Below are 17,098 nucleotides of genomic sequence, written 5' to 3'. Positions count from 1 at the left end.
GGCACCATCCTGCCCGGTCGGCGACACCGCACCGCGCGCACGCTCAGCTGCCGGCCGGCTTGGCCTTCTTCACCGGGACCGTGCGGACCAGGCGGCGGTTGGCGAACTCGAACATCGCCAGCTCGGAGAGCTCACGGCCGTAGCCGGACCGCTTCACGCCGCCGAAGGGCAGCTCGGGAGAGGACCCGGTCGGCTGGTTGATCCACACCATGCCGGCCTCCAGCCGCTCGGCCACCGCCCGCGCGCGGTCGAGGTCGCTGCTCATGACGGTGGCACCCAGGCCGAAGTCGCTGTCGTTGGCCAGCGCGACCGCCTCGTCGGCGTCCTTGACCTTGTAGACGACGGCCGCGGGGCCGAACAGCTCCTCGCGGTAGGCCCGCATCTCCGGGGTGACGTCGGTGAGGATCGTGGCCTCGACGAACGCGCCCGCGTGGTCGGGCCGCTGCCCGCCGGCGACGACGGTGGCGCCCTTGTCGACGGCGTCCTGGATCTGCGCGTGCAGGTCCTGCGCGGCCCGCTCGCTCGACAGGGGGGCCAGCGACGTCGAGGGGTCGGCCGGGTCGCCGGGCGCGAAGGTCGAGAAGGCCTGCTTGAGGCCCTCGACGAAGGGCTCGTAGAGCTCCTCGGTGACGATCAGCCGCTTGGACGCGGTGCAGGCCTGGCCGGTGTTCTGCATCCGGCCCATCGTGGCGGCCTTCACCGTGGCGCCCAGGTCCTCGGCGTCGAGCACGATGAACGGGTCGCTGCCGCCCAGCTCGAGCACGGACTTCTTCAGGTACTTGCCGGCCAGGGCGCCCACCGCGCTGCCGGCCCGCTCGCTGCCGGTCAGCGTCACGCCCTGGATGCGGGGGTCGGCGATGACCTGCTCGACGTCCTCGATGCGCAGGAAGGTGTTCGTGAAGACGCCCTCGGGGGCGCCGGCGTCGGTGAACAGCTGCTCGATGGCGACCGCGCACTGCGGGGTGATCTCGGCGTGCTTGAGGATGACGGTGTTGCCCAGCACCAGGTTCGGGCCGGCCACGCGGACCACCTGGTAGAAGGGGTAGTTCCACGGTTCGATGGCCAGCAGGACGCCGATCGGCTGGGTCTCCACGACCGCCTCGCCCTTGCCCATCAGCGGCTGGATGGACTTCGGCTCGAGGAAGCCGGGGCCGTTGTCGGCGTAGTACTTGAGGATCATGGAGCAGAGGTAGAGCTCGCCCGTGGCCTCCTCGCGGCGCTTGCCCATCTCCCTCGTGACGAGCGCGGCGAGGTCGTCGCGGCGCTCGTCCATGAGCTCGGCGGCCCGCCGGACGACGGCGGCGCGCTCCTCGACCGGGCGCTGCCGCCACTCCTGGTACGCGGCGTGCGCGCGTCCGACGATCCCGTCGATCTCCTCGGTCGGGGTGAAGTCGAACTCCTCCTCCGTCTCCCCGGTGAAGGGGTTGACCGTCGCGTAGCGGCGCTCGGCGGAGTCGCTGGCGGTCTTGGGCTTCTCGTGCGGTGGGTTCTGGGTCGCGGTCACGCCCGTGATCCTCGTCTCTCGTCGGTGTCGTCTCCAGTGGGGGCCTACCCGCCGCCCGTGGGAGCAGTCGCGGTGTCGGCGGGCACACCTAAGGTCAGGGAGGGGCCCACCCGGGTGCCCTCGTCCGGACCCATCCAGCCGGGAGGACCTGTCATGTGCGGTCGTTACGCCGCCAGCCGCCGCCCCGAGGACCTCGTGGTCGAGTTCGAGGCGGTGCCCGCCGAGGGCCAGCAGCCACTGCCGGCCGACTACAACGTCGCGCCGACCAAGGACGTGTACGTCGTCCGCACCAAGCGCGAGCGCGACCCCGAGGGCAGCCCCACCGGCGCGGGGCACCGCGAGCTGCGCAGCGTCCGCTGGGGGCTGGTGCCCTCGTGGGCCAAGGACGTCTCGGTCGGCAACCGGCTGCTCAACGCCCGCGTGGAGTCCCTCACCGAGAAGCCCGCCTTCCGCGCGGCTGCCCGCTCCCGCCGCTGCCTGGTCCCCGCCGACGGCTGGTACGAGTGGCAGAAGCGGCTCGACTCCCCGGGCAAGCAGCCCTTCTTCATCACCCCGGCCGACGGGTCGGTGCTGGCCATGGCCGGGCTGTACGAGGTCTGGGGCAAGGGCGAGGACCGCCTCTACACCTGCACCGTGGTCACCGCCCCGGCCACCGGCGCGCTCACCGAGATCCACGACCGCATGCCGCTGGTGCTGCCGCGCGAGCGCTGGGCCGACTGGCTCGACCCCGCCCGCGACGACGTCGAGACGCTCGCCGCGCCCACGCCGCCGGAGCTGGTCGAGGCGCTCGAGCTGCGCCCGGTGGGCACCGCCGTGAACAACGTCCGCAACAACGGCGCCGAGCTGCTGACCCGGGTGGAGGGCACCAGCGCCCCCGCCGACCAGCCGGCGCTCTTCTGACGGGAGCGTCCCCTGACCGAGCGCACGACGACCGCCGGACCCGACGAGGCCACCCTGCCGGCCGCGGGGGGCGTGCTGCCCGGCTGGGTGGCCGCCGGTGTCACCTTCCTGGCCTCCGGCGCGGTGCTGGTGCTGGAGATCGTCGGGCTGCGGCTCATCGCGCCCTACGTCGGCATCACGCTGCAGACCAACACCGCCGTCATCGGGTTCGCCCTGGCCGCGATCGCTATCGGCGCCTGGGCCGGCGGCGCCACCGCCGACCGCCGCGACCCGCGGCAGCTGATCGCACCGCTGCTGGTGGCCGGTGGCGCGCTCGTGGTCGCCGTCCTGCCGCTGGTCCGCTTCACCGGGTCCTTCCTCACCGGCGCCGACGCCGGCAGCGTGCTGCTCCTGGCCGCCGTCGCCGTCGTCGTCCCCGCGGCGCTGCTGTCGGCCGTGCCGCCGATGGTCGTCAAGCTGCAGCTGGCCAGCCTGGCCGAGACCGGCTCGGTCGTGGGGCGGCTGTCGGGCATCGGCACCCTCGGGGGCATCGCGGCCACCTTCGTCACCGGCTTCCTGCTCATCGCGGTGTTCCCGAGCAGCGGCATCCTCGTGGGCACCGGGCTGGTCACCGTCGTCGCCGGCGTCGCCGTGGCGGTCCTGCTGCGCCGCTCGCCCGGCGGGGCCGGCCGGGTCCCCACCGCGCTGCTGCTGCTCGCCGTCGTGGGGTCGCTGCTGGCCGCGGTCGCGCCGACGCCGTGCGAGGAGGAGACGGCCTACCACTGCGCCCGCGTCGTCGCCGACCCCGAGCGCGACACCGGCCGGGTGCTGCTGCTCGACACGCTGCGGCACAGCTACGTCGACCTCGCCGACCCGACGTACCTGGAGTTCGAGTACGTGCGGGCCATCGCCGCGGTCACCGACGTGGTCGCCCCGGCCGGGGAGCCGCTGTCGGCACTGCACCTGGGCGGCGGCGGGCTCACCGTGCCGCGCTACCTCGCCGAGGTCCGTCCCGGCACCACCAGCCGGGTGCTCGAGGTCGACCCCGGTGTCGTGGAGATCGACCGCGAGCAGCTCGGGCTGGAGACGTCGGAGGACCTGCAGGTGCGGGTCGGTGACGCCCGCGTGGGACTGGCCGCCGAGCGGGCGGGGCAGCGCGACCTCGTCGTCGGCGACGCCTTCGGCGGGCTGTCGGTGCCCTGGCAGCTGACCACCGTGGAGGCGCTGGGGCTGGTCGACCGGGTGCTCACCGACGACGGCGTCTACGTCGCCAACCTCATCGACCACCCGCCGCTGTCCTTCGTGCGCGCGGAGCTGGCCACGGTGCGCGAGGTCTGGCCGCACGTCCTGCTGCTGGCCCGCGCGCCGGTCCTGGCGGGGGAGGACGGCGGCAACCTGGTCGCCGTCGCCTCCTCCCGGCCGCTCGACCCCGACGCCCTCGCCGCGGCGCTGCGGGCCCAGGACTCGACCTGGCAGGTCGCCTCCGAGGACGGCGTCGCCGCCTTGGCCGGCGACGCGCAGGTGCTCACCGACGACGCCGCGCCGGTCGACCAGCTGCTCACGCCCTACGGCGCCCCGGGCTCCTGAGGAGGGGGCTCCCTCCGGACCGGGCGGCCCTTCAGCGACGTCCGATGGGGGCGGTGCGGGCGCGGGTCAGCCGGACCAGGTCGGCCGGCGGCAGCTCGACCTGCAGGCCGCGGCGCCCGGCGCTGACCAGGACCGTGGGGAACGCCAGCGCCGACTCGTCGACCACCGTCGGCAGGGCCTTGCGCTGTCCCAGCGGGCTGATCCCGCCCAGCACGTAGCCGGTCGTCCGCTCGGCGTCGGCCGGGTCGGCCATGGCCGCCTTCCGCCCACCGGCCGCCGCGGCCAGCGCCTTGAGGTCGAGGCTGCCGCTCACCGGGACGACGGCCACGGTGAGGACGCCGTCGACGCGGGTGACCAGCGTCTTGAACACCTGGCGCGGGTCGGCGCCGAGCGCGGCGACCGCCGCCTCGCCGTGGCCCCGGTCGTCCGGGTGCTCGGGGTCGTAGGGGTGCAGGGTGTGCGCCACCTTCGCGCGCTCCAGGGCCCGCACCGCGGGGGTCGCCGCCACGGGCCGGCAGCGTAGCGGCGGGAGGTGGCCCGCGCCGCCGCGTTCCGTGGTGGCCACCACCCGGGGAATGCCGGCCGCCGTCCGTGCGGTTGGACCGGCCGTGAGCAGCACCGTCTCGAGCGCGCGGACCCGCGCTCCGCACCGGCGGCCCCCAGGCCGTCCCGACGCCGCGCGACTAGGATCGTCCGACGTGGTCGCCCGCCTCCGGGCGCCGCAGAGAGGACGGTCGGTGCCTGAGGAGTCCACGGGCGGCAGCCCCGCCGTCGAGCCCGTCGGGACCGCGCGCGAGCAGGTGGTCGGGGCTCCGGTGGACGTCCCCGAGGCCCGCGAGGGCGGCAGCCGCACCGAGGTCGCCGAGACCCGTGCCGAGCGCGACGCCCGCTTCGAGCGCGACGCGCTGCCCTACCTCGACCAGCTCTACCCGGCGGCGCTGCGGATGACCCGCAACCCCGCCGATGCCGAGGACCTGGTCCAGGAGACGTTCGTCAAGGCCTACTCCGCGTTCCACCAGTTCGCCGAGGGCACCAACCTCAAGGCCTGGCTGTACCGGATCCTGACGAACACCTACATCAACAGCTACCGCAAGAAGCAGCGGCAGCCGCAGCAGTACCCCACCGACCAGGTGCAGGACTGGCAGCTGTACGCCGCCGAGGAGCACAGCTCCAGCGGCCTGCGCTCGGCCGAGATCGAGGCGCTGGACCACCTGCCGGACTCCGACATCAAGGACGCCCTGCAGCAGCTGCCCGAGGACTTCCGGCTGGCGGTCTACCTCGCCGACGTCGAGGGGTTCGCCTACAAGGAGATCGCCGAGATCATGGGCACGCCCATCGGCACGGTGATGTCCCGGCTGCACCGGGGCCGGCGGGGCCTGCAGAAGCTGCTGGCCGACTACGCCCGTGAGCGCGGCTTCGTCCGCGCCGGCGCCGGAGAGGGGGCCGGGTCGTGAGTGCCGAGCACGAGCACGCCTCCTCGTGCGACGACGTCCTGACGCACGTCTTCGAGTTCCTGGACCACGAGACCGACGACGCCCGCCGCGCGGTCATCGCCGAGCACCTGGAGGACTGCTCGTCGTGCCTCCGGCAGTTCGGCATCGAGCAGGAGTTCAAGGCGCTCGTCCGTCGCCGCTGCGGCGGTGACAAGCCGCCGCTGGGTCTCAAGGATCGCATCAAGCTGCAGCTGACCACCGTCTCCTTCGAGGAGGACGGCACGCACGTCAGCGTCGAGCAGGTGAGCACCGAGGTCGTACGGACCGACTGGTCCCACGACACCTGAGGCCCACTCCCAGGACCAACGACGGCGCCCCGCTCCGGATCACCGGAACGGGGCGCCGTCGTGTGTGCACCACGGCCCCCTGCAGGGTCCCGCCGCGAGCCTGCGAGCGGCGGGGGCAGAGGGGTCCTCCTAGGCGTTGGGGCGCTTGCCGTGGTTGGCCTTGCTCCCCTTGCGGGAGCGCCGCTTGCGTCCGCGCTTGGACATCGCTGCCCTCCTCTCCTCGTCGTCGGGTGGGTCGGCGGGGACCGCCGGGTCTGCCCCCAGGGTCCCACAGTCGAGGGAGACACCCCCCGGCCGGTGCGGCGGGTGTCGGTCCCGAGGAGCACCATGCAGGGAGGCCGGGGGAGCCGACCCCGGCACCGACGGGAGGACGGGCGGACGTGGCCCAGCACGGGATCGAGAGCGTGCTCGTTGCGGGGCGGGGGCCCGCCGCCTGCGCGGTGGTCGCTGCCTGCTCCCGTCTCGGCGTCAAGGCGGTGGCCGTCTACTCCGAGGCCGAGCGGTCGGCCCGGCACGTGCGGCTGGCCGACGACGCGGTGCTGCTGGGCCCGGCCCCGGCCGCGGAGTCCTACCTCGCCGTCGACCGGATCGTCGAGGCCGCCCGCCGCAGCGGCGTGGCCGCCGTCCTGCCCGTGCCGCCGGCCCTCGCCGGCAACGCCGCCCTGGCCGGCGAGGTGACCGCCGCCGGGCTGACGTGGGTCGGCCCGCCGGCCGAGGTGCTGGAGCGGCTCGGCGGTGACGGCGTGGAGCCGGCCAGCGAGCACGGCCTGCTCGCCCTGGTCACCGACGACGGTCTGCAGTACGCCACCCCGGTGGCCCGTGACCGCGCCGCCGGCATCGCCCGCGTCTCCTGGACGCCCGACCCGGGCGGCGAGGTCCCACCGGGGGCCAAGCGGCTGGCCGAGGTGGGCTGGCGGGGGCTGGTCACCGTCGGCGTCGCCGAGGACGGCGAGCTCGGCGAGGTCGCGGCCGGCTTCTCCCTCGACATGTCGGTCCTCGAGCGGGCGCACCGGGTCGACGCCGTCGACCTGGCGCTGGCCGTGGCCGCCGGGGAGCGCGCGCCGCGCCGCCGGATCCGCGAGGAGCACCCGCCCCGTGCCGCCGTCGCCGTCCAGCTGCGGGCCACGCTGCCGCCGGGGCGGGCCGGCTGGGTGACCGGCCGGCTGCCGCTCTCGGGCCGGCTGCGCGGCGCCACCGGACAGACCGAGGTGGTGGCGGTCAGCGGCTACGACCCCGGTGACCGCCTCGACGGCTGGTACGACGCGCTGCTGGCCACGGTGAGTGCCGGGGCGGTCGACACCGCCACCGCCGCCCGCGCCGCCGGCGCGACCCTCGCCGAGCTGCCCGAGGCCGGGGTCCCGCACGACGGTGCCGAGGTGTACGCCGTGCTCGAACGGCTGGCCGACGGGGACCCCGCCCCGGGGAGCTGACGTGAGAACCCCGGGCGCCTCCCTCCTCCCACCCCTCGCAGGCTCGGACGGTGCCCGGGAGGGGGCCGCCTGCTTGGATGGGAGCTCCGGAGCAGCGAGGGGGTGCCGCGTGGCGGTCGAGGAGATCCACGCCGAGATGGTCTCCAGCGTCTGGAAGGTCCTGGTCGCGCCCGGGGCCGAGGTCGCCGCCGGGGACACGCTGGTGATCCTCGAGTCGATGAAGATGGAGATCCCCGTCCTCACCGAGCTCGCCGGCGTGGTGCAGGAGCTGCACGTGGTCGAGGGCGAGGTGCTCCAGGAGGGCGACCTCATCGCCACCGTCGCCGACGGCTGAGCTGCCCCTCGTACGGCTCCTGGCCGGCGAGGCTCGGTCAGCCGGCTCCGCCGGACCCCGACGAGGTCCGTCCGGCCAGGGCGGCCAGCCGCTCACCGAGCACCTCGTAGACCTCCGGGTGGACGCTCATGCCGACGTGGCTGGAGTCGACCTCGACGTTGTCGGCGTCCGGGTCCACGCAGGCGTGCCAGTCGACCACCCAGTCGCTGCGCGAGTAGACCGAGACGTAGGGGACGTGCGCGGGGAACGGCCGGTCGAGCCACTCGGCGAGCTCCCCGGCGCACTCGCCCTGCAGGCAGTCGTCGAGGAAGACGCCGGGCACACCCGCGGTGCCCAGTGCGGCGACCAGGCGCACCTGTGCGGCGACCAGCGGGTTGATCGCCATGTGGTCGACGTTCGGGCTGCCCAGCGTGACGATCCCGCTGACGCGGTCGGGCCGGCGCATGGCCATGAGCTTGGCGAACAGCCCGCCGCGGCTCTGCCCCACGATCGCCGCGGGCCGCCCCGTCCGGTCGGTGAAGTCGACCAGGCGGCGCTCCAGGCGCTCGACCGCCAGGCGGGTGCAGTCGACGTTGACGCGGATCTGCGACGTGCACGTCCGGTAACCCCGTGCGCGCAGCCAGCGCTCCATCATCGACAGTGACGGGTCGCCGGCCAGGAAGCCGGGCACGAGCAGGACCGGCAGGCCGCCGCCGTGCGGGACGTCCTGACCGCGCCACACCGGTGAGCGCAACAGGGCGGCCGCCTCGCGCCACGGCCGCTGCAGGGCGAGCAGCGCGGCGACCGGGGAGGCGCCGATCCACGGGGGAGCTCCGTCGTCGCGTGTCCGGTGTGGCGGCGGTTCTGTGCGCATGTCCTGTCCTCGCTCCGGTCCGTGACCGGGGGCGGCACGGGCACCCACGCCGGTGCCGGACCGCCCGCCCCCACGGAGGAGTGTGACGCCTGGCACACTGCGCCACACGCCGAGGTCACGCGGGTCGTGTCCGGGGCAGTGGCCGGGGATGTGCGGCCCGTGCTCCTCGCCGCCGACCCGAGGAGGGCAGGGACGATGAAGCAGCTGTCGGGACTGGACGCGACCTTCCTCCACCTCGAGACGTCCGCGCAGTTCGGCCACGTCTCGAGCCTGTCGATCTACTCCCGCCCCGACACTCCCGGCTACCAGCCCTACGAGGCGTGGCGAGGGCAGCTGCAGCAGCGGCTGCACCTCCTCGAGCCGCTGCGGCGGCGCCTGGCCGAGGTCCCGCTGGGACTGGACCACCCGTACTGGGTGGCCGATCCCGCCTTCGACCTCGCCTTCCACGTGCGCCACACGGCAGTCCCGCCGCCCGGCACCGACGACCAGCTCGCGACGCTGGTGGGGCGCCTCGTCTCCCGGCCACTGGACCGGCGCAAGCCCCTGTGGCTCTCGTACGTCATCGAGGGCCTGCCCGACGACCGCTTCGCCGTCCTGACGATCGTCCACCACGCCACGATCGACGGAGCCTCCGGCGTCGAGCTGATGACGCTGATGCTCGACGACCGTCCCGAGGGCGGCACCGTGCCACCCGAGACCGACCCGTGGACGCCCGATCGCCCTCCCGGCGACCTCGAGATGCTCGCCCGGGGCGCGCTCGGCCTCGCCCGCAAGCCGGCGCGCGGGATCCTGCTCGCCGCCTGGACCGCCCGGGAGGTCGGCCGGGCGACGCGCAACCCCGTGCTCGTCCGGACCGCGAACGAGGTCCGCCGCAGTCTGCGCGGGCCGCTGGGCACCGTGCTCAACCTCGGACGTCACCGCCCCGAGGAACCCGACCAGCCACCGGTCGTGCCCAGCGTCCGGCCTCCGCGCACACCCTTCAACGGACCGATCACGCCGCACCGGAAGCTCGCCATCCGGTCGACGTCGCTCGACGTGGTCAAGCAGGTGAAGTCGGCGCTGGGCGTCACCGTCAACGACGTCGTCATGGCCGCGTGCGCCGGCGGCCTGCGCACCTGGCTGGATCGCCGCGGCGCGCTTCCCGCGGACCCCCTCGTGGCGCTCGTGCCCGTCTCGGTGCGGACCGGGGAGGAGACCGACCGCTGGACCAACCGGGTGTCGATGCTCTCGGCCGTCCTGCCCACGGACGAGCCGGATCCGGTCCGGCGCGTCCGGCGCGTGCACGACTCGATGGCCAGCAGCAAGGAGCTCTTCGCGGCGCTGCCCGCCGAGCGGCTCACCGACTTCGCCGAGTTCCCGCCGCCGGCCGTCTTCGCGCGGGCGATGCGGCTGAGCGCCCGGCTGCGCCTCGGCTCACGCCTGACACCGGGCAACCTCGTCATCTCCAACGTGCCGGGTCCGCGCACGCCGCTCTACGCCGCGGGCGCGCGGCTCGAGCACTACTTCCCGGTCTCGACGATCGTCGAGGGCCAGGGCCTCAACATCACGGTGCAGAGCTACCTCGACCGCCTCGACTGGGGGCTGGTCTCGTGCGCCGAGCTGCTGCCGGACGTCGACGTCCTCCTCGGCGACGTCCTCGACGAGATGGACACCCTCGCAACCGCAGCGGGCGTCGTGACGCCGGCCGCTCCCGCGCGGCGTCCGTCCCGGTCGCGCAGCGGTCCGGCACGCACCCGCGGCTGACCGCCCGGCGACGGGCAGGCGCGGCGGCGGAGACGCAGCCGTCCCGGTTCGGGGGACCACGCGGGTCCCGCCTCCCGCTCGGGGCTCAGAGCTCCAGTGCGTAGACCAGCAGGTCGATCCCCGGCCGCGGTGACCAGTCCCGCTCGGGCAGCCGGGTGAAGCCCAGCCGGGCGTAGAGCCGGTGGGCGGCGGTCATGCGCGGATCGGTCGACAGCACCATCCGCCGCAGCCCCGCCGCGCGGGCTCTCTCCAGGCACTCGCGCACCAGGAGCTCCCCGACGCCGCGGCCGCGCGCCGCCGGGTCGACGACGAGCATGCGGAACGCGGCCTCGTCCGGGGATGCGGTCACCTCGCCGAAGTCACCGGCGAGCACGAGGGCCACCGCGCCCACCACCTGCCCGCCCTCGCGCGCCACGAGCAGCGAGGACCGCCCCGCCCGGCCCTGCACGTCGGCCAGCTGGCCCAGGTACTCCTCCGAGGCCAGCCGCTCGTCGCGGTACACGCCGGCGGTCAGCGCGGAGATGCGCGGGAAGTCGGCGGGCACGGCGTCCCCGACGGTCACGGGCAGCTGAGCGGGGGACGGGAGAGCCACGGAGGACCAGCCTAGAGAAAGGACCTCCCCGCCCCCCGCCGCTCGCACGCTCGCGACGGGACCCTGCGGGGAGGCCACCGCTCCCGCCGCTCGCACGCTCGCGACGGGACCCTGCGGGGAGGCCACCGCTCCCGCCGCTCGCACGCTCGCGACGGGATCCTGCGGGGAGGCCACCGCTCCCGCCGCTCGCACGCTCGCGACGGGATCCTGCGGGGAGGCCACCGCTCCCGCCGCTCGCACGCTCGCGACGGGACCCTGCGGGGAGGCCACCGCCCCCGCCGCTCGCACGCTCGCGACGGGACCCTGCGGGGAGGCCACCGCCCCCGCCGCTCGCACGCTCGCGACGGGATCCTGCGGGGAGGCCACCGCTCCCGCCGCTCGCACGCTCGCGACGGGACCCGGGAGGAGGCCCGGACGGAGCCATACCCTCGGAGACGATGAGCACCCTCTCCGAACGGCTGCACCGCGGCTCGGCGACCGCGCCGTCCCAGGTCGACCACGCCCGGCGCCTGGTGGCCGACTGGCAGCTGCTGGCCGACCTCGCCTTCGCCGACCTCACGCTGTGGGTGCCGCTGCGCACCGGCGCCTGGTGGTGCGTCGCGCAGGTGCGCCCACTCACCGCCCCGACCAGCCAGCCCGAGGACCTCGTCGGCAGCGAGGTCGAGGGTCCGGACGCCGACCCGTTCCGGGTGGCGCACCGCGAGGGCCGGCCGGTCACGGAGGGCGACCCGGACTGGTCGGGCACGAACCCCCGCCGCCGCGAGGTCATCCCCGTGCGGCACGACGGCGTCGTCGTCGCGGTGCTGGCCAAGGACACCAACCTGGCGGTCACGCGCTCGCCGTCGACGCTGGAGCTGACCTACCTCGACATCGCCGCCGACCTCTGCCTCATGGTCTCGGCCGGCACCTTCCCGCCGGAGAAGCTGCTCGGCGGCGAGCTGAGCCCACGCGTGGGTGACGGGCTGGTGCGCCTGGACGGCACCGGCCGCGCCGTCTACGCCAGCCCCAACGCCCTGTCGGCCTACCGGCGGCTCGGGGTGACCGGCGACCTCGTCGGCGCCGACCTGGCGCGGCTGACGCGCGCGGCGGCCGCCGACCGGGTGGCCGGGGAGGCGGTCGCGGCGGGCATCGCCGCGGCGGTGGCCGGCCGGTTCCCCGACCCGACGGACATCGAGGGCGACAGCGCCACGCTGCTGGTGCGGGCACTGCCCCTGCAGGCCCCCGGCGCCGAGGAGGGCGCGCTGGTGCTGGTCCGCGACGTCACCGACCTGCGCAGCCGCGACCGGGCGCTGCTGACCAAGGACGCGACCATCCGGGAGATCCACCACCGGGTGAAGAACAACCTGCAGACCGTGGCCGCGCTGCTGCGGCTGCAGGCCCGGCGGATGACCGAGCCGGCGGCGCGTGCGGCGCTGGAGGAGTCGGTGCGCCGGGTGGCCTCGATCGCCGTCGTGCACGAGACGCTGGCCGGCAGCCGGGAGGACGTCGTCGACGTCGACGACGTCCTCGACCAGGTGCTGCCGATGCTCGGCGACCTCACCTCGATCGGCCAGGCCGCCCGGACCCGGCGGGTCGGCGCGTTCGGCGAGCTGCCGGCGGCCACGGCGACGCCGCTGGTCATGGCGGTCACCGAGCTGCTGCACAACGCCGCCGAGCACGCCTTCCCGGCCGACGGCCCGCCCGGCTCCATCGAGCTCGTGGCCGAGCGGGACGGCGACGACCTGGTGGTGCGCGTGCGCGACGACGGCCGGGGGCTGCCGGAGGGGTTCGACGCGGCGGCGAGCGACGGCCTGGGCCTGCAGATCGTGCGGACGCTGGTCACCAGCGAGCTCGGCGGCTCCCTGCACATGGCGGCGCCGGCCGAGCCGCCCGGCCCCGGCCGCCCGGGCACCGAGGTCGTCCTCGACGTCCCCGGCGCCGGCCGCCCCCGCCGTTAGGCGGTGGCGGCCGGAGTGGCGGCCGGAGGCCTGCGCGAGGAGGAGCCGGTCCGGCACGACGACGACACGACACGAGGCCGGTCCCCCGTGGGGACCGGCCTCGTGTGTCCGGTGGTGCGGCGACTCAGGCGCGGATGCGGGTGCGGGACTGGCGGCGCTTGAGCGCGCGCCGTTCGTCCTCGGACAACCCGCCCCAGACGCCGGAGTCCTGGCCTGCGCTCAGTGCCCAGTTCAGACAGGACTGGACGACCGAACAGCGACCACACACCGCCTTGGCCTGCTCGATCTGCACGAGGGCGGGGCCGGTCGTCCCGATGGGGAAGAACAGCTCCGGGTCCTCGTCCCGGCAGAGCGCGCGGTGGCGCCAGTCCATGTCGGTGTACTCCTCGGTGTCGGCTACGGTCGGTGCTGCAGATCGCTGACGTCGGGCCGCTCGCGCAGGCGACACCGGTTCCCCAGCGCCTCGTTCCAGCGACCACCCACCGCTTGTTACCGGCAGGTTGCGTTCCTCTCGCGATGTTTTCACCTGAGGACAGCGTGTCAAGCGCACGGAGGTCCTGGGTCGACCCCTCGTGAGCAACCTCACCACGGGCGTGCTAGGGACGCCACTCGACGTCGCCGGGGTCGTTGACACGGCCCGCCGGGCGTGTCTGAGGAGCCCGCCGGGCGGTCTGCTCAGCAGGGCCCTCCGCGAGCCCGCGAGCGGGTGGGGGCAGGGAGGTCCCTTCCTCAGGCGACGACGGAGAGGGCGGCCGGAACCGACCGCACGTGCAGGCCGGTCGCCGTCCCGAGGTGGTCGCCGTCCAGCTGCCAGCCCTGCGGCCGGGAGGCCGTCAGGGTCAGCTCGGCGAGGGAGTGCCGCCGGTGCACCCCGCGGCCGCGGGCGTCCGGACGGCGGGCCAGGACCTGCCGCGAGTGGTGCAGCATCCGCAGGACGCCCATGCGGCCGAGCGCGAAGACGTCCAGGTCGGCGTCGAAGGAGGCCTCCGGGCTCGGGTCGACCGGCCGGGCCCCCAGGTAGGTCCACGGGCTCACGTTGGACACCAGGCAGAGGAAGAGACCGTCGAGGTCGGCCTCGCCCGGCAGCGCCAGCGTCATGGCCGGGCGGCGCCGCTCGCGGCCGAGCACGAAGGTGCGGGTGGCCTCCCGGACGTACAGCGGCCCGGTGGACCGGCGGCCGCGGGCGCGCTGCGCCTCGACGCGGGCGATGACGTCGGCGTCGAAGCCCATGCCGGCGGCGAACACGAACCAGCGCGGCTCGGTCCAGCCCTCGTCGGCCGCGGCGTCGGCGCCGGCGACGGCCGCGGTGACCGCCGGGTCGCCGCCGTCCACCGTGGCGCTGCTCGTGCCGGTGGCGCGGACGGTGCCGAGCGATACCCGCCGCGTCCGCCCGGCGCGCAGCGACGCGAGGATCTCGCCGGTGGCCTCCACCGGGTCGCGGGAGCGGCCCAGCGCGCGGGAGAAGACGTTGGTCGAGCCACCGGGGACGACGGCCAGCGTGGGGACGTCCGCGCCCGGGCCGTCGGACAGCAGCCCGTTGACCACCTCGTTGACGGTGCCGTCCCCGCCGAGGGCGACGACGACGTCGACCCCGTCGGCCCGCGCCTGCCGGCTCAGCTCCCGGGCGTGACCGCGGCGGGTCGTCTCGGCGAGGTCCACCTTCAGCTCGCTGGCCAGGGCACCCACGAGGACGTCGCGCACCCGGCCGGTCGTCGTCGTCGCCGCGGGGTTGACCACCACGAGCGCACGCATGCCGGTCAGGCTAGCCAGCGCGGTGGGCCGCTGACCGGCACGGACGGGTCCTGGCGTGACCGGTGACGCGTAGCCTCGCTCGTGTGACGGAGGAGGACGGGGCGCGGCGTCCCACCCGCGCCGAGCGGCTCTTCGGCGGAGCCGCCCAGCCCTCGGCCCGCCCGCCCCGCGCCCCCGGACCCGAGGCGCCGGTGGCCGTCCGGCGGGCGGCGCTCGTGGCCGCGGTCGAGGCCGCACTGCTGTTCGGCGGTGCGCTGGTCGTCCTGTGGCTCACGCTCACCAGCTCGCCCGACAGTGTCGGCCGGGCTCTGGCCGAGGTCGTCTACGTCGGGCTGTTCGGCGTCGCCCTCGCGGTGGCCGCGGCCGGCCTGCGGCGGGTGGCGGCGTGGGCGCGCGGACCGGTCGTCGTCCTGCAGATCCTGCTGGGCCTGTTCGGCTACAGCACCGCGTTCCCCGGCGGCCAGCCGCTGCTGGGCGTGCCGCTGATCGTCCTCGCGGTCACCGAGCTCTACCTGCTGGCCACGCCCGAGGCGCGGCTGGCCTTCTACGAGCGCTGAGCGTCACACCAGGTCGACGACGTCGGCGATCGAGTTCAGCACCCGACTGGGCCGGAAGGGGAAGCGGGCCACGTCGGCGGCCGCCGTCGAGCCGGTGAGCACCAGGATGGTGTCCAGGCCCGCCTCGATGCCGGCGACGACGTCGGTGTCCATGCGGTCGCCGATCATCACCGTGCTCTCCGAGTGCGCCTCGATCCGGTTCATGGCGCTGCGGAACATCATCGGGTTGGGCTTGCCGACGAAGTAGGGCTTGGCGCCGGTGGCCTCGGTGATCATCGCGGCGACCGAGCCGGTGGCCGGCAAGGGCCCCTCCGGCGAGGGCCCGGTGACGTCGGGGTTGGTGGCGATGAACCGCGCGCCCGCGCCGATCAGCCGGATGGCCCGGGTGATGGCCTCGAACGAGTAGGTGCGGGTCTCGCCCAGCACGACGTAGTCCGGGTCGGTGTCGGTGAGCGTGTACCCCGCCTCGTGCAGCGCCGTGGTCAGGCCCGCCTCACCGATGACGTAGGCGGAGCCGCCGGGCAGCTGGTTGGCGAGGAAGTCCGCCGTCGCCAGGGCCGAGGTCCAGATCGACTGCTCGGGCACCTGCAGGCCCGAGCGGGACAGCCGCGCGGCGAGGTCGCGCGGCGTGAAGATCGAGTTGTTGGTGAGGACGAGGAAGCGCCGTCCCGTGTCGACCAGCCGGGCGAGGAAGTCGGCCGCCCCCGGGAGGGCCTGCCCCTCGTGCACGAGGACGCCGTCCATGTCGGTCAGCCAGCACTCGGCCGGGCCCCGCTCGATCGTCACACCGCCCACCCTGCCGTACCGGCGGGGTGCGCGTCGGACGGGCGGTCAGGGACGGCGGTCGGCGGCGAAGTCGCAGAGCGCCTGGTCGGTGAGCCGGAAGACCGTCCACTCGTCCATCGGGACGGCGCCGGCCGCCCGGTAGAACTCGATCGAGGGCTCGTTCCAGTCGAGCACCCACCACTCCAGGCGGCTGTAGCCGCGCGCCACGCAGGTGGCCGCCAGCGTCCGCAGCAGCTCCCGGCCGAGCCCCGTGCCGCGGTGCTGCGGCTGCACGTAGAGGTCCTCGAGGTAGATGCCGTGGGTGCCGCGCCAGGTGGAGAAGTTGAGGAACCACAGCGCCATCCCGACGACCTCCCCGCCGGGGCCGAGGGCCACGTGGCCGAAGAGCGCGGGGGAGTCCCCGAACAGTGCAGTGGTCAGCTGCTCCTCGGTGAGCCGGACCTCGTCTGCCGCCTGCTCGTACTCGGCCAGCTCGCCCACCAGGCCGACAACGGCCGCCACGTCGCCGGGCTCGACCGGCCGCACCGTCACGTGAGGACCTCCCGCACGCGGGCGGGCACCAGCCGGGCCAGCGGCGACACGGCCGGCACCAGCACCGGCGCCAGCAGGTAGCCGTAGGCCAGCACGCAGCCGGTGACGACCGGGACGGTGGCGAAGCCGACGACCAGGGCCACCGCAGCCGCCACCAGGCCGTACGGGCGCCCGCTCTTCGGGCTCACCAGCGAGCGGAACGAGCGGAACCTGATGGTGCTGACCATGAGCAGCGCCGGCACCGCGACGATGAGCAGCACCCACAGCCGGTCGCGGCCCTGCATCTGGTCGCCGAAGGCGAAGACCGAGGCCAGGACGACGCCGGCCGCGCCGGGGCTCGGCATGCCGGTGAAGTACCGCTTGTCCGCCGTCGGGTCGATGGTCGTGTTGAACCGGGCCAGCCGGATCGCCGCACAGGCCAGCCAGAGGAAGCAGACCACCCAGCCCAGGGCGTCGAACTCGTCGCGGCCCTCGGAGAACAGCGTGAACGCGACCACGGCCGGTGCCAGGCCGAAGGACACCAGGTCGGCCAGGGAGTCGAACTGCAGACCGAAGGAGCTGACCGCGCCCACCAGCCGGGCCACCGCGCCGTCGGTGATGTCGAAGAGCACCGACAGGCCGATGAGCACCGCGGCGAGGGTGTACTGGCCGCGGATGGCCACGAGGATGGCGCCGAAGCCGCACATCATGTTGCCCAGCGTGAACAGGCTGGGGAGGGTCGCCAGGGCCCGACGGCGGGAGCCGCGCACCGAGCCGCGCACGAACTCGACGGTGGCCGTCCGCCGTGTCTGGGGCCGGCCGGAGCCGGAGGCCGAACTGGGCACCGGAGCTCC

At 75.0% G+C, this 17,098-nt stretch carries 19 protein-coding genes; 9 read left to right on the top strand and 10 right to left on the bottom strand.

The annotated features are described in order from the left end of the window. Positions 1-43: 43 nt before the first annotated feature. Positions 44-1,504, bottom strand: coding sequence for an NAD-dependent succinate-semialdehyde dehydrogenase (locus ABQ292_RS00425; RefSeq protein ID WP_369202090.1), 1,461 nt, complete (start codon positions 1,502-1,504; stop codon positions 44-46). A 153-nt stretch (positions 1,505-1,657) separates the two neighbouring features. Between ABQ292_RS00425 and ABQ292_RS00420 the strand changes: the two genes are divergently transcribed. Together ABQ292_RS00420 and ABQ292_RS00415 are read left to right on the top strand one after the other, a co-directional pair. After that, complete coding sequence (locus tag ABQ292_RS00420) at positions 1,658-2,404, top strand: SOS response-associated peptidase (protein WP_369202088.1); 747 nt, start codon at positions 1,658-1,660, stop codon at positions 2,402-2,404. A gap of 72 nt (positions 2,405-2,476) precedes the next feature. After that, on the top strand, positions 2,477-3,970 hold the full coding sequence (locus tag ABQ292_RS00415) for a fused MFS/spermidine synthase (RefSeq protein ID WP_369202086.1): 1,494 nt from the start codon (positions 2,477-2,479) through the stop codon (positions 3,968-3,970). Positions 3,971-4,001: 31 nt separating this feature from the next. Here the strand turns inward: ABQ292_RS00415 and ybaK are convergent, their stop codons facing one another. Further along, positions 4,002-4,478 (bottom strand): Cys-tRNA(Pro) deacylase, encoded by a 477-nt coding sequence (ybaK, locus tag ABQ292_RS00410; protein WP_369202084.1) that lies wholly within the window; start codon positions 4,476-4,478, stop codon positions 4,002-4,004. A 229-nt stretch (positions 4,479-4,707) separates the two neighbouring features. Between ybaK and ABQ292_RS00405 the strand changes: the two genes are divergently transcribed. Continuing rightward, complete coding sequence (locus tag ABQ292_RS00405) at positions 4,708-5,424, top strand: sigma-70 family RNA polymerase sigma factor (RefSeq protein ID WP_369202082.1); 717 nt, start codon at positions 4,708-4,710, stop codon at positions 5,422-5,424. Next, positions 5,421-5,750: a mycothiol system anti-sigma-R factor gene (gene rsrA, locus ABQ292_RS00400; protein WP_369202080.1), complete on the top strand. Its 330-nt coding sequence runs from the start codon at positions 5,421-5,423 to the stop codon at positions 5,748-5,750. The genes ABQ292_RS00405 and rsrA overlap by 4 nt, the downstream gene beginning before the upstream one ends. 129 nt (positions 5,751-5,879) lie before the next feature. Here rsrA and ABQ292_RS26670 read toward each other — a convergent pair whose 3' ends face one another. Further along, on the bottom strand, positions 5,880-5,954 hold the full coding sequence (locus ABQ292_RS26670) for a 50S ribosomal protein bL37 (protein WP_099459150.1): 75 nt from the start codon (positions 5,952-5,954) through the stop codon (positions 5,880-5,882). Positions 5,955-6,130: 176 nt separating this feature from the next. On the opposite strand from ABQ292_RS26670, the gene ABQ292_RS00395 reads away from it, so the two are divergent. After that, positions 6,131-7,180: a biotin carboxylase N-terminal domain-containing protein gene (locus ABQ292_RS00395; protein ID WP_369202078.1), complete on the top strand. Its 1,050-nt coding sequence runs from the start codon at positions 6,131-6,133 to the stop codon at positions 7,178-7,180. A 109-nt stretch (positions 7,181-7,289) separates the two neighbouring features. Continuing rightward, entirely contained in the window at positions 7,290-7,514 is a 225-nt protein-coding gene (locus ABQ292_RS00390) for a biotin/lipoyl-binding carrier protein (protein ID WP_369202076.1), read from the top strand. A 37-nt stretch (positions 7,515-7,551) separates the two neighbouring features. Here the strand turns inward: ABQ292_RS00390 and ABQ292_RS00385 are convergent, their stop codons facing one another. Beyond that, positions 7,552-8,367, bottom strand: a complete 816-nt coding sequence (locus ABQ292_RS00385) for an alpha/beta hydrolase (RefSeq protein WP_369202074.1) — start codon at positions 8,365-8,367, stop codon at positions 7,552-7,554. A 195-nt stretch (positions 8,368-8,562) separates the two neighbouring features. Between ABQ292_RS00385 and ABQ292_RS00380 the strand changes: the two genes are divergently transcribed. Continuing rightward, positions 8,563-10,110 carry a WS/DGAT/MGAT family O-acyltransferase gene (locus ABQ292_RS00380; RefSeq protein ID WP_369202072.1) on the top strand — a complete coding sequence of 516 codons (1,548 nt, stop codon included), beginning with the start codon at positions 8,563-8,565 and terminating at the stop codon, positions 10,108-10,110. Positions 10,111-10,195: 85 nt separating this feature from the next. Here the strand turns inward: ABQ292_RS00380 and ABQ292_RS00375 are convergent, their stop codons facing one another. After that, positions 10,196-10,702 carry a GNAT family N-acetyltransferase gene (locus tag ABQ292_RS00375; RefSeq protein ID WP_369202070.1) on the bottom strand — a complete coding sequence of 169 codons (507 nt, stop codon included), beginning with the start codon at positions 10,700-10,702 and terminating at the stop codon, positions 10,196-10,198. Positions 10,703-11,139: 437 nt separating this feature from the next. Between ABQ292_RS00375 and ABQ292_RS00370 the strand changes: the two genes are divergently transcribed. Beyond that, the gene (locus ABQ292_RS00370) at positions 11,140-12,639 is read left to right on the top strand and encodes a sensor histidine kinase (protein WP_369202068.1); all 1,500 of its coding nucleotides are present in this window, start codon (positions 11,140-11,142) and stop codon (positions 12,637-12,639) included. A gap of 124 nt (positions 12,640-12,763) precedes the next feature. Here ABQ292_RS00370 and ABQ292_RS00365 read toward each other — a convergent pair whose 3' ends face one another. Continuing rightward, positions 12,764-13,012: a WhiB family transcriptional regulator gene (locus ABQ292_RS00365; RefSeq protein WP_369202066.1), complete on the bottom strand. Its 249-nt coding sequence runs from the start codon at positions 13,010-13,012 to the stop codon at positions 12,764-12,766. Positions 13,013-13,368: 356 nt separating this feature from the next. Next, positions 13,369-14,391, bottom strand: coding sequence for a diacylglycerol/lipid kinase family protein (locus ABQ292_RS00360; protein WP_369202064.1), 1,023 nt, complete (start codon positions 14,389-14,391; stop codon positions 13,369-13,371). Between the two features lie 83 nt (positions 14,392-14,474). On the opposite strand from ABQ292_RS00360, the gene ABQ292_RS00355 reads away from it, so the two are divergent. Beyond that, complete coding sequence (locus ABQ292_RS00355; RefSeq protein WP_369202062.1) at positions 14,475-14,948, top strand: hypothetical protein; 474 nt, start codon at positions 14,475-14,477, stop codon at positions 14,946-14,948. A 3-nt stretch (positions 14,949-14,951) separates the two neighbouring features. Here ABQ292_RS00355 and ABQ292_RS00350 read toward each other — a convergent pair whose 3' ends face one another. From ABQ292_RS00350 to pssA, 3 genes are read right to left on the bottom strand one after another with little or no spacing between them, the layout of a single operon-like run. Then, the gene (locus ABQ292_RS00350) at positions 14,952-15,734 is read right to left on the bottom strand and encodes an HAD-IIA family hydrolase (RefSeq protein ID WP_369202060.1); all 783 of its coding nucleotides are present in this window, start codon (positions 15,732-15,734) and stop codon (positions 14,952-14,954) included. Between the two features lie 45 nt (positions 15,735-15,779). Continuing rightward, entirely contained in the window at positions 15,780-16,265 is a 486-nt protein-coding gene (locus tag ABQ292_RS00345) for a GNAT family N-acetyltransferase (protein ID WP_369202058.1), read from the bottom strand. Further along, the gene (pssA, locus tag ABQ292_RS00340) at positions 16,262-17,089 is read right to left on the bottom strand and encodes a CDP-diacylglycerol--serine O-phosphatidyltransferase (protein ID WP_369202056.1); all 828 of its coding nucleotides are present in this window, start codon (positions 17,087-17,089) and stop codon (positions 16,262-16,264) included. The genes ABQ292_RS00345 and pssA overlap by 4 nt, the downstream gene beginning before the upstream one ends. Positions 17,090-17,098: the final 9 nt, after the last annotated feature.

Source organism: Geodermatophilus maliterrae (genome assembly GCF_041018925.1).
Classification (GTDB): Bacteria; Actinomycetota; Actinomycetes; order Mycobacteriales; family Geodermatophilaceae; genus Geodermatophilus; species Geodermatophilus maliterrae.
This window is presented reverse-complemented; position numbering and strand designations above follow the sequence as displayed.

Excerpts from the sequence above, each read along its gene's own strand:
- ABQ292_RS00365 (WP_369202066.1), bottom strand. The coding sequence starts at position 13,012 with ATGGACTGGCGCCACCGCGCGCTCTGCCGGGACGAGGACCCGGAGCTG.
- ABQ292_RS00370 (WP_369202068.1), top strand. The coding sequence starts at position 11,140 with ATGAGCACCCTCTCCGAACGGCTGCACCGCGGCTCGGCGACCGCGCCG.
- ABQ292_RS00380 (WP_369202072.1), top strand. The coding sequence starts at position 8,563 with ATGAAGCAGCTGTCGGGACTGGACGCGACCTTCCTCCACCTCGAGACG.
- ABQ292_RS00360 (WP_369202064.1), bottom strand. The coding sequence starts at position 14,391 with ATGCGTGCGCTCGTGGTGGTCAACCCCGCGGCGACGACGACGACCGGC.
- ABQ292_RS00420 (WP_369202088.1), top strand. The coding sequence starts at position 1,658 with ATGTGCGGTCGTTACGCCGCCAGCCGCCGCCCCGAGGACCTCGTGGTC.
- ABQ292_RS00385 (WP_369202074.1), bottom strand. The coding sequence starts at position 8,367 with ATGCGCACAGAACCGCCGCCACACCGGACACGCGACGACGGAGCTCCC.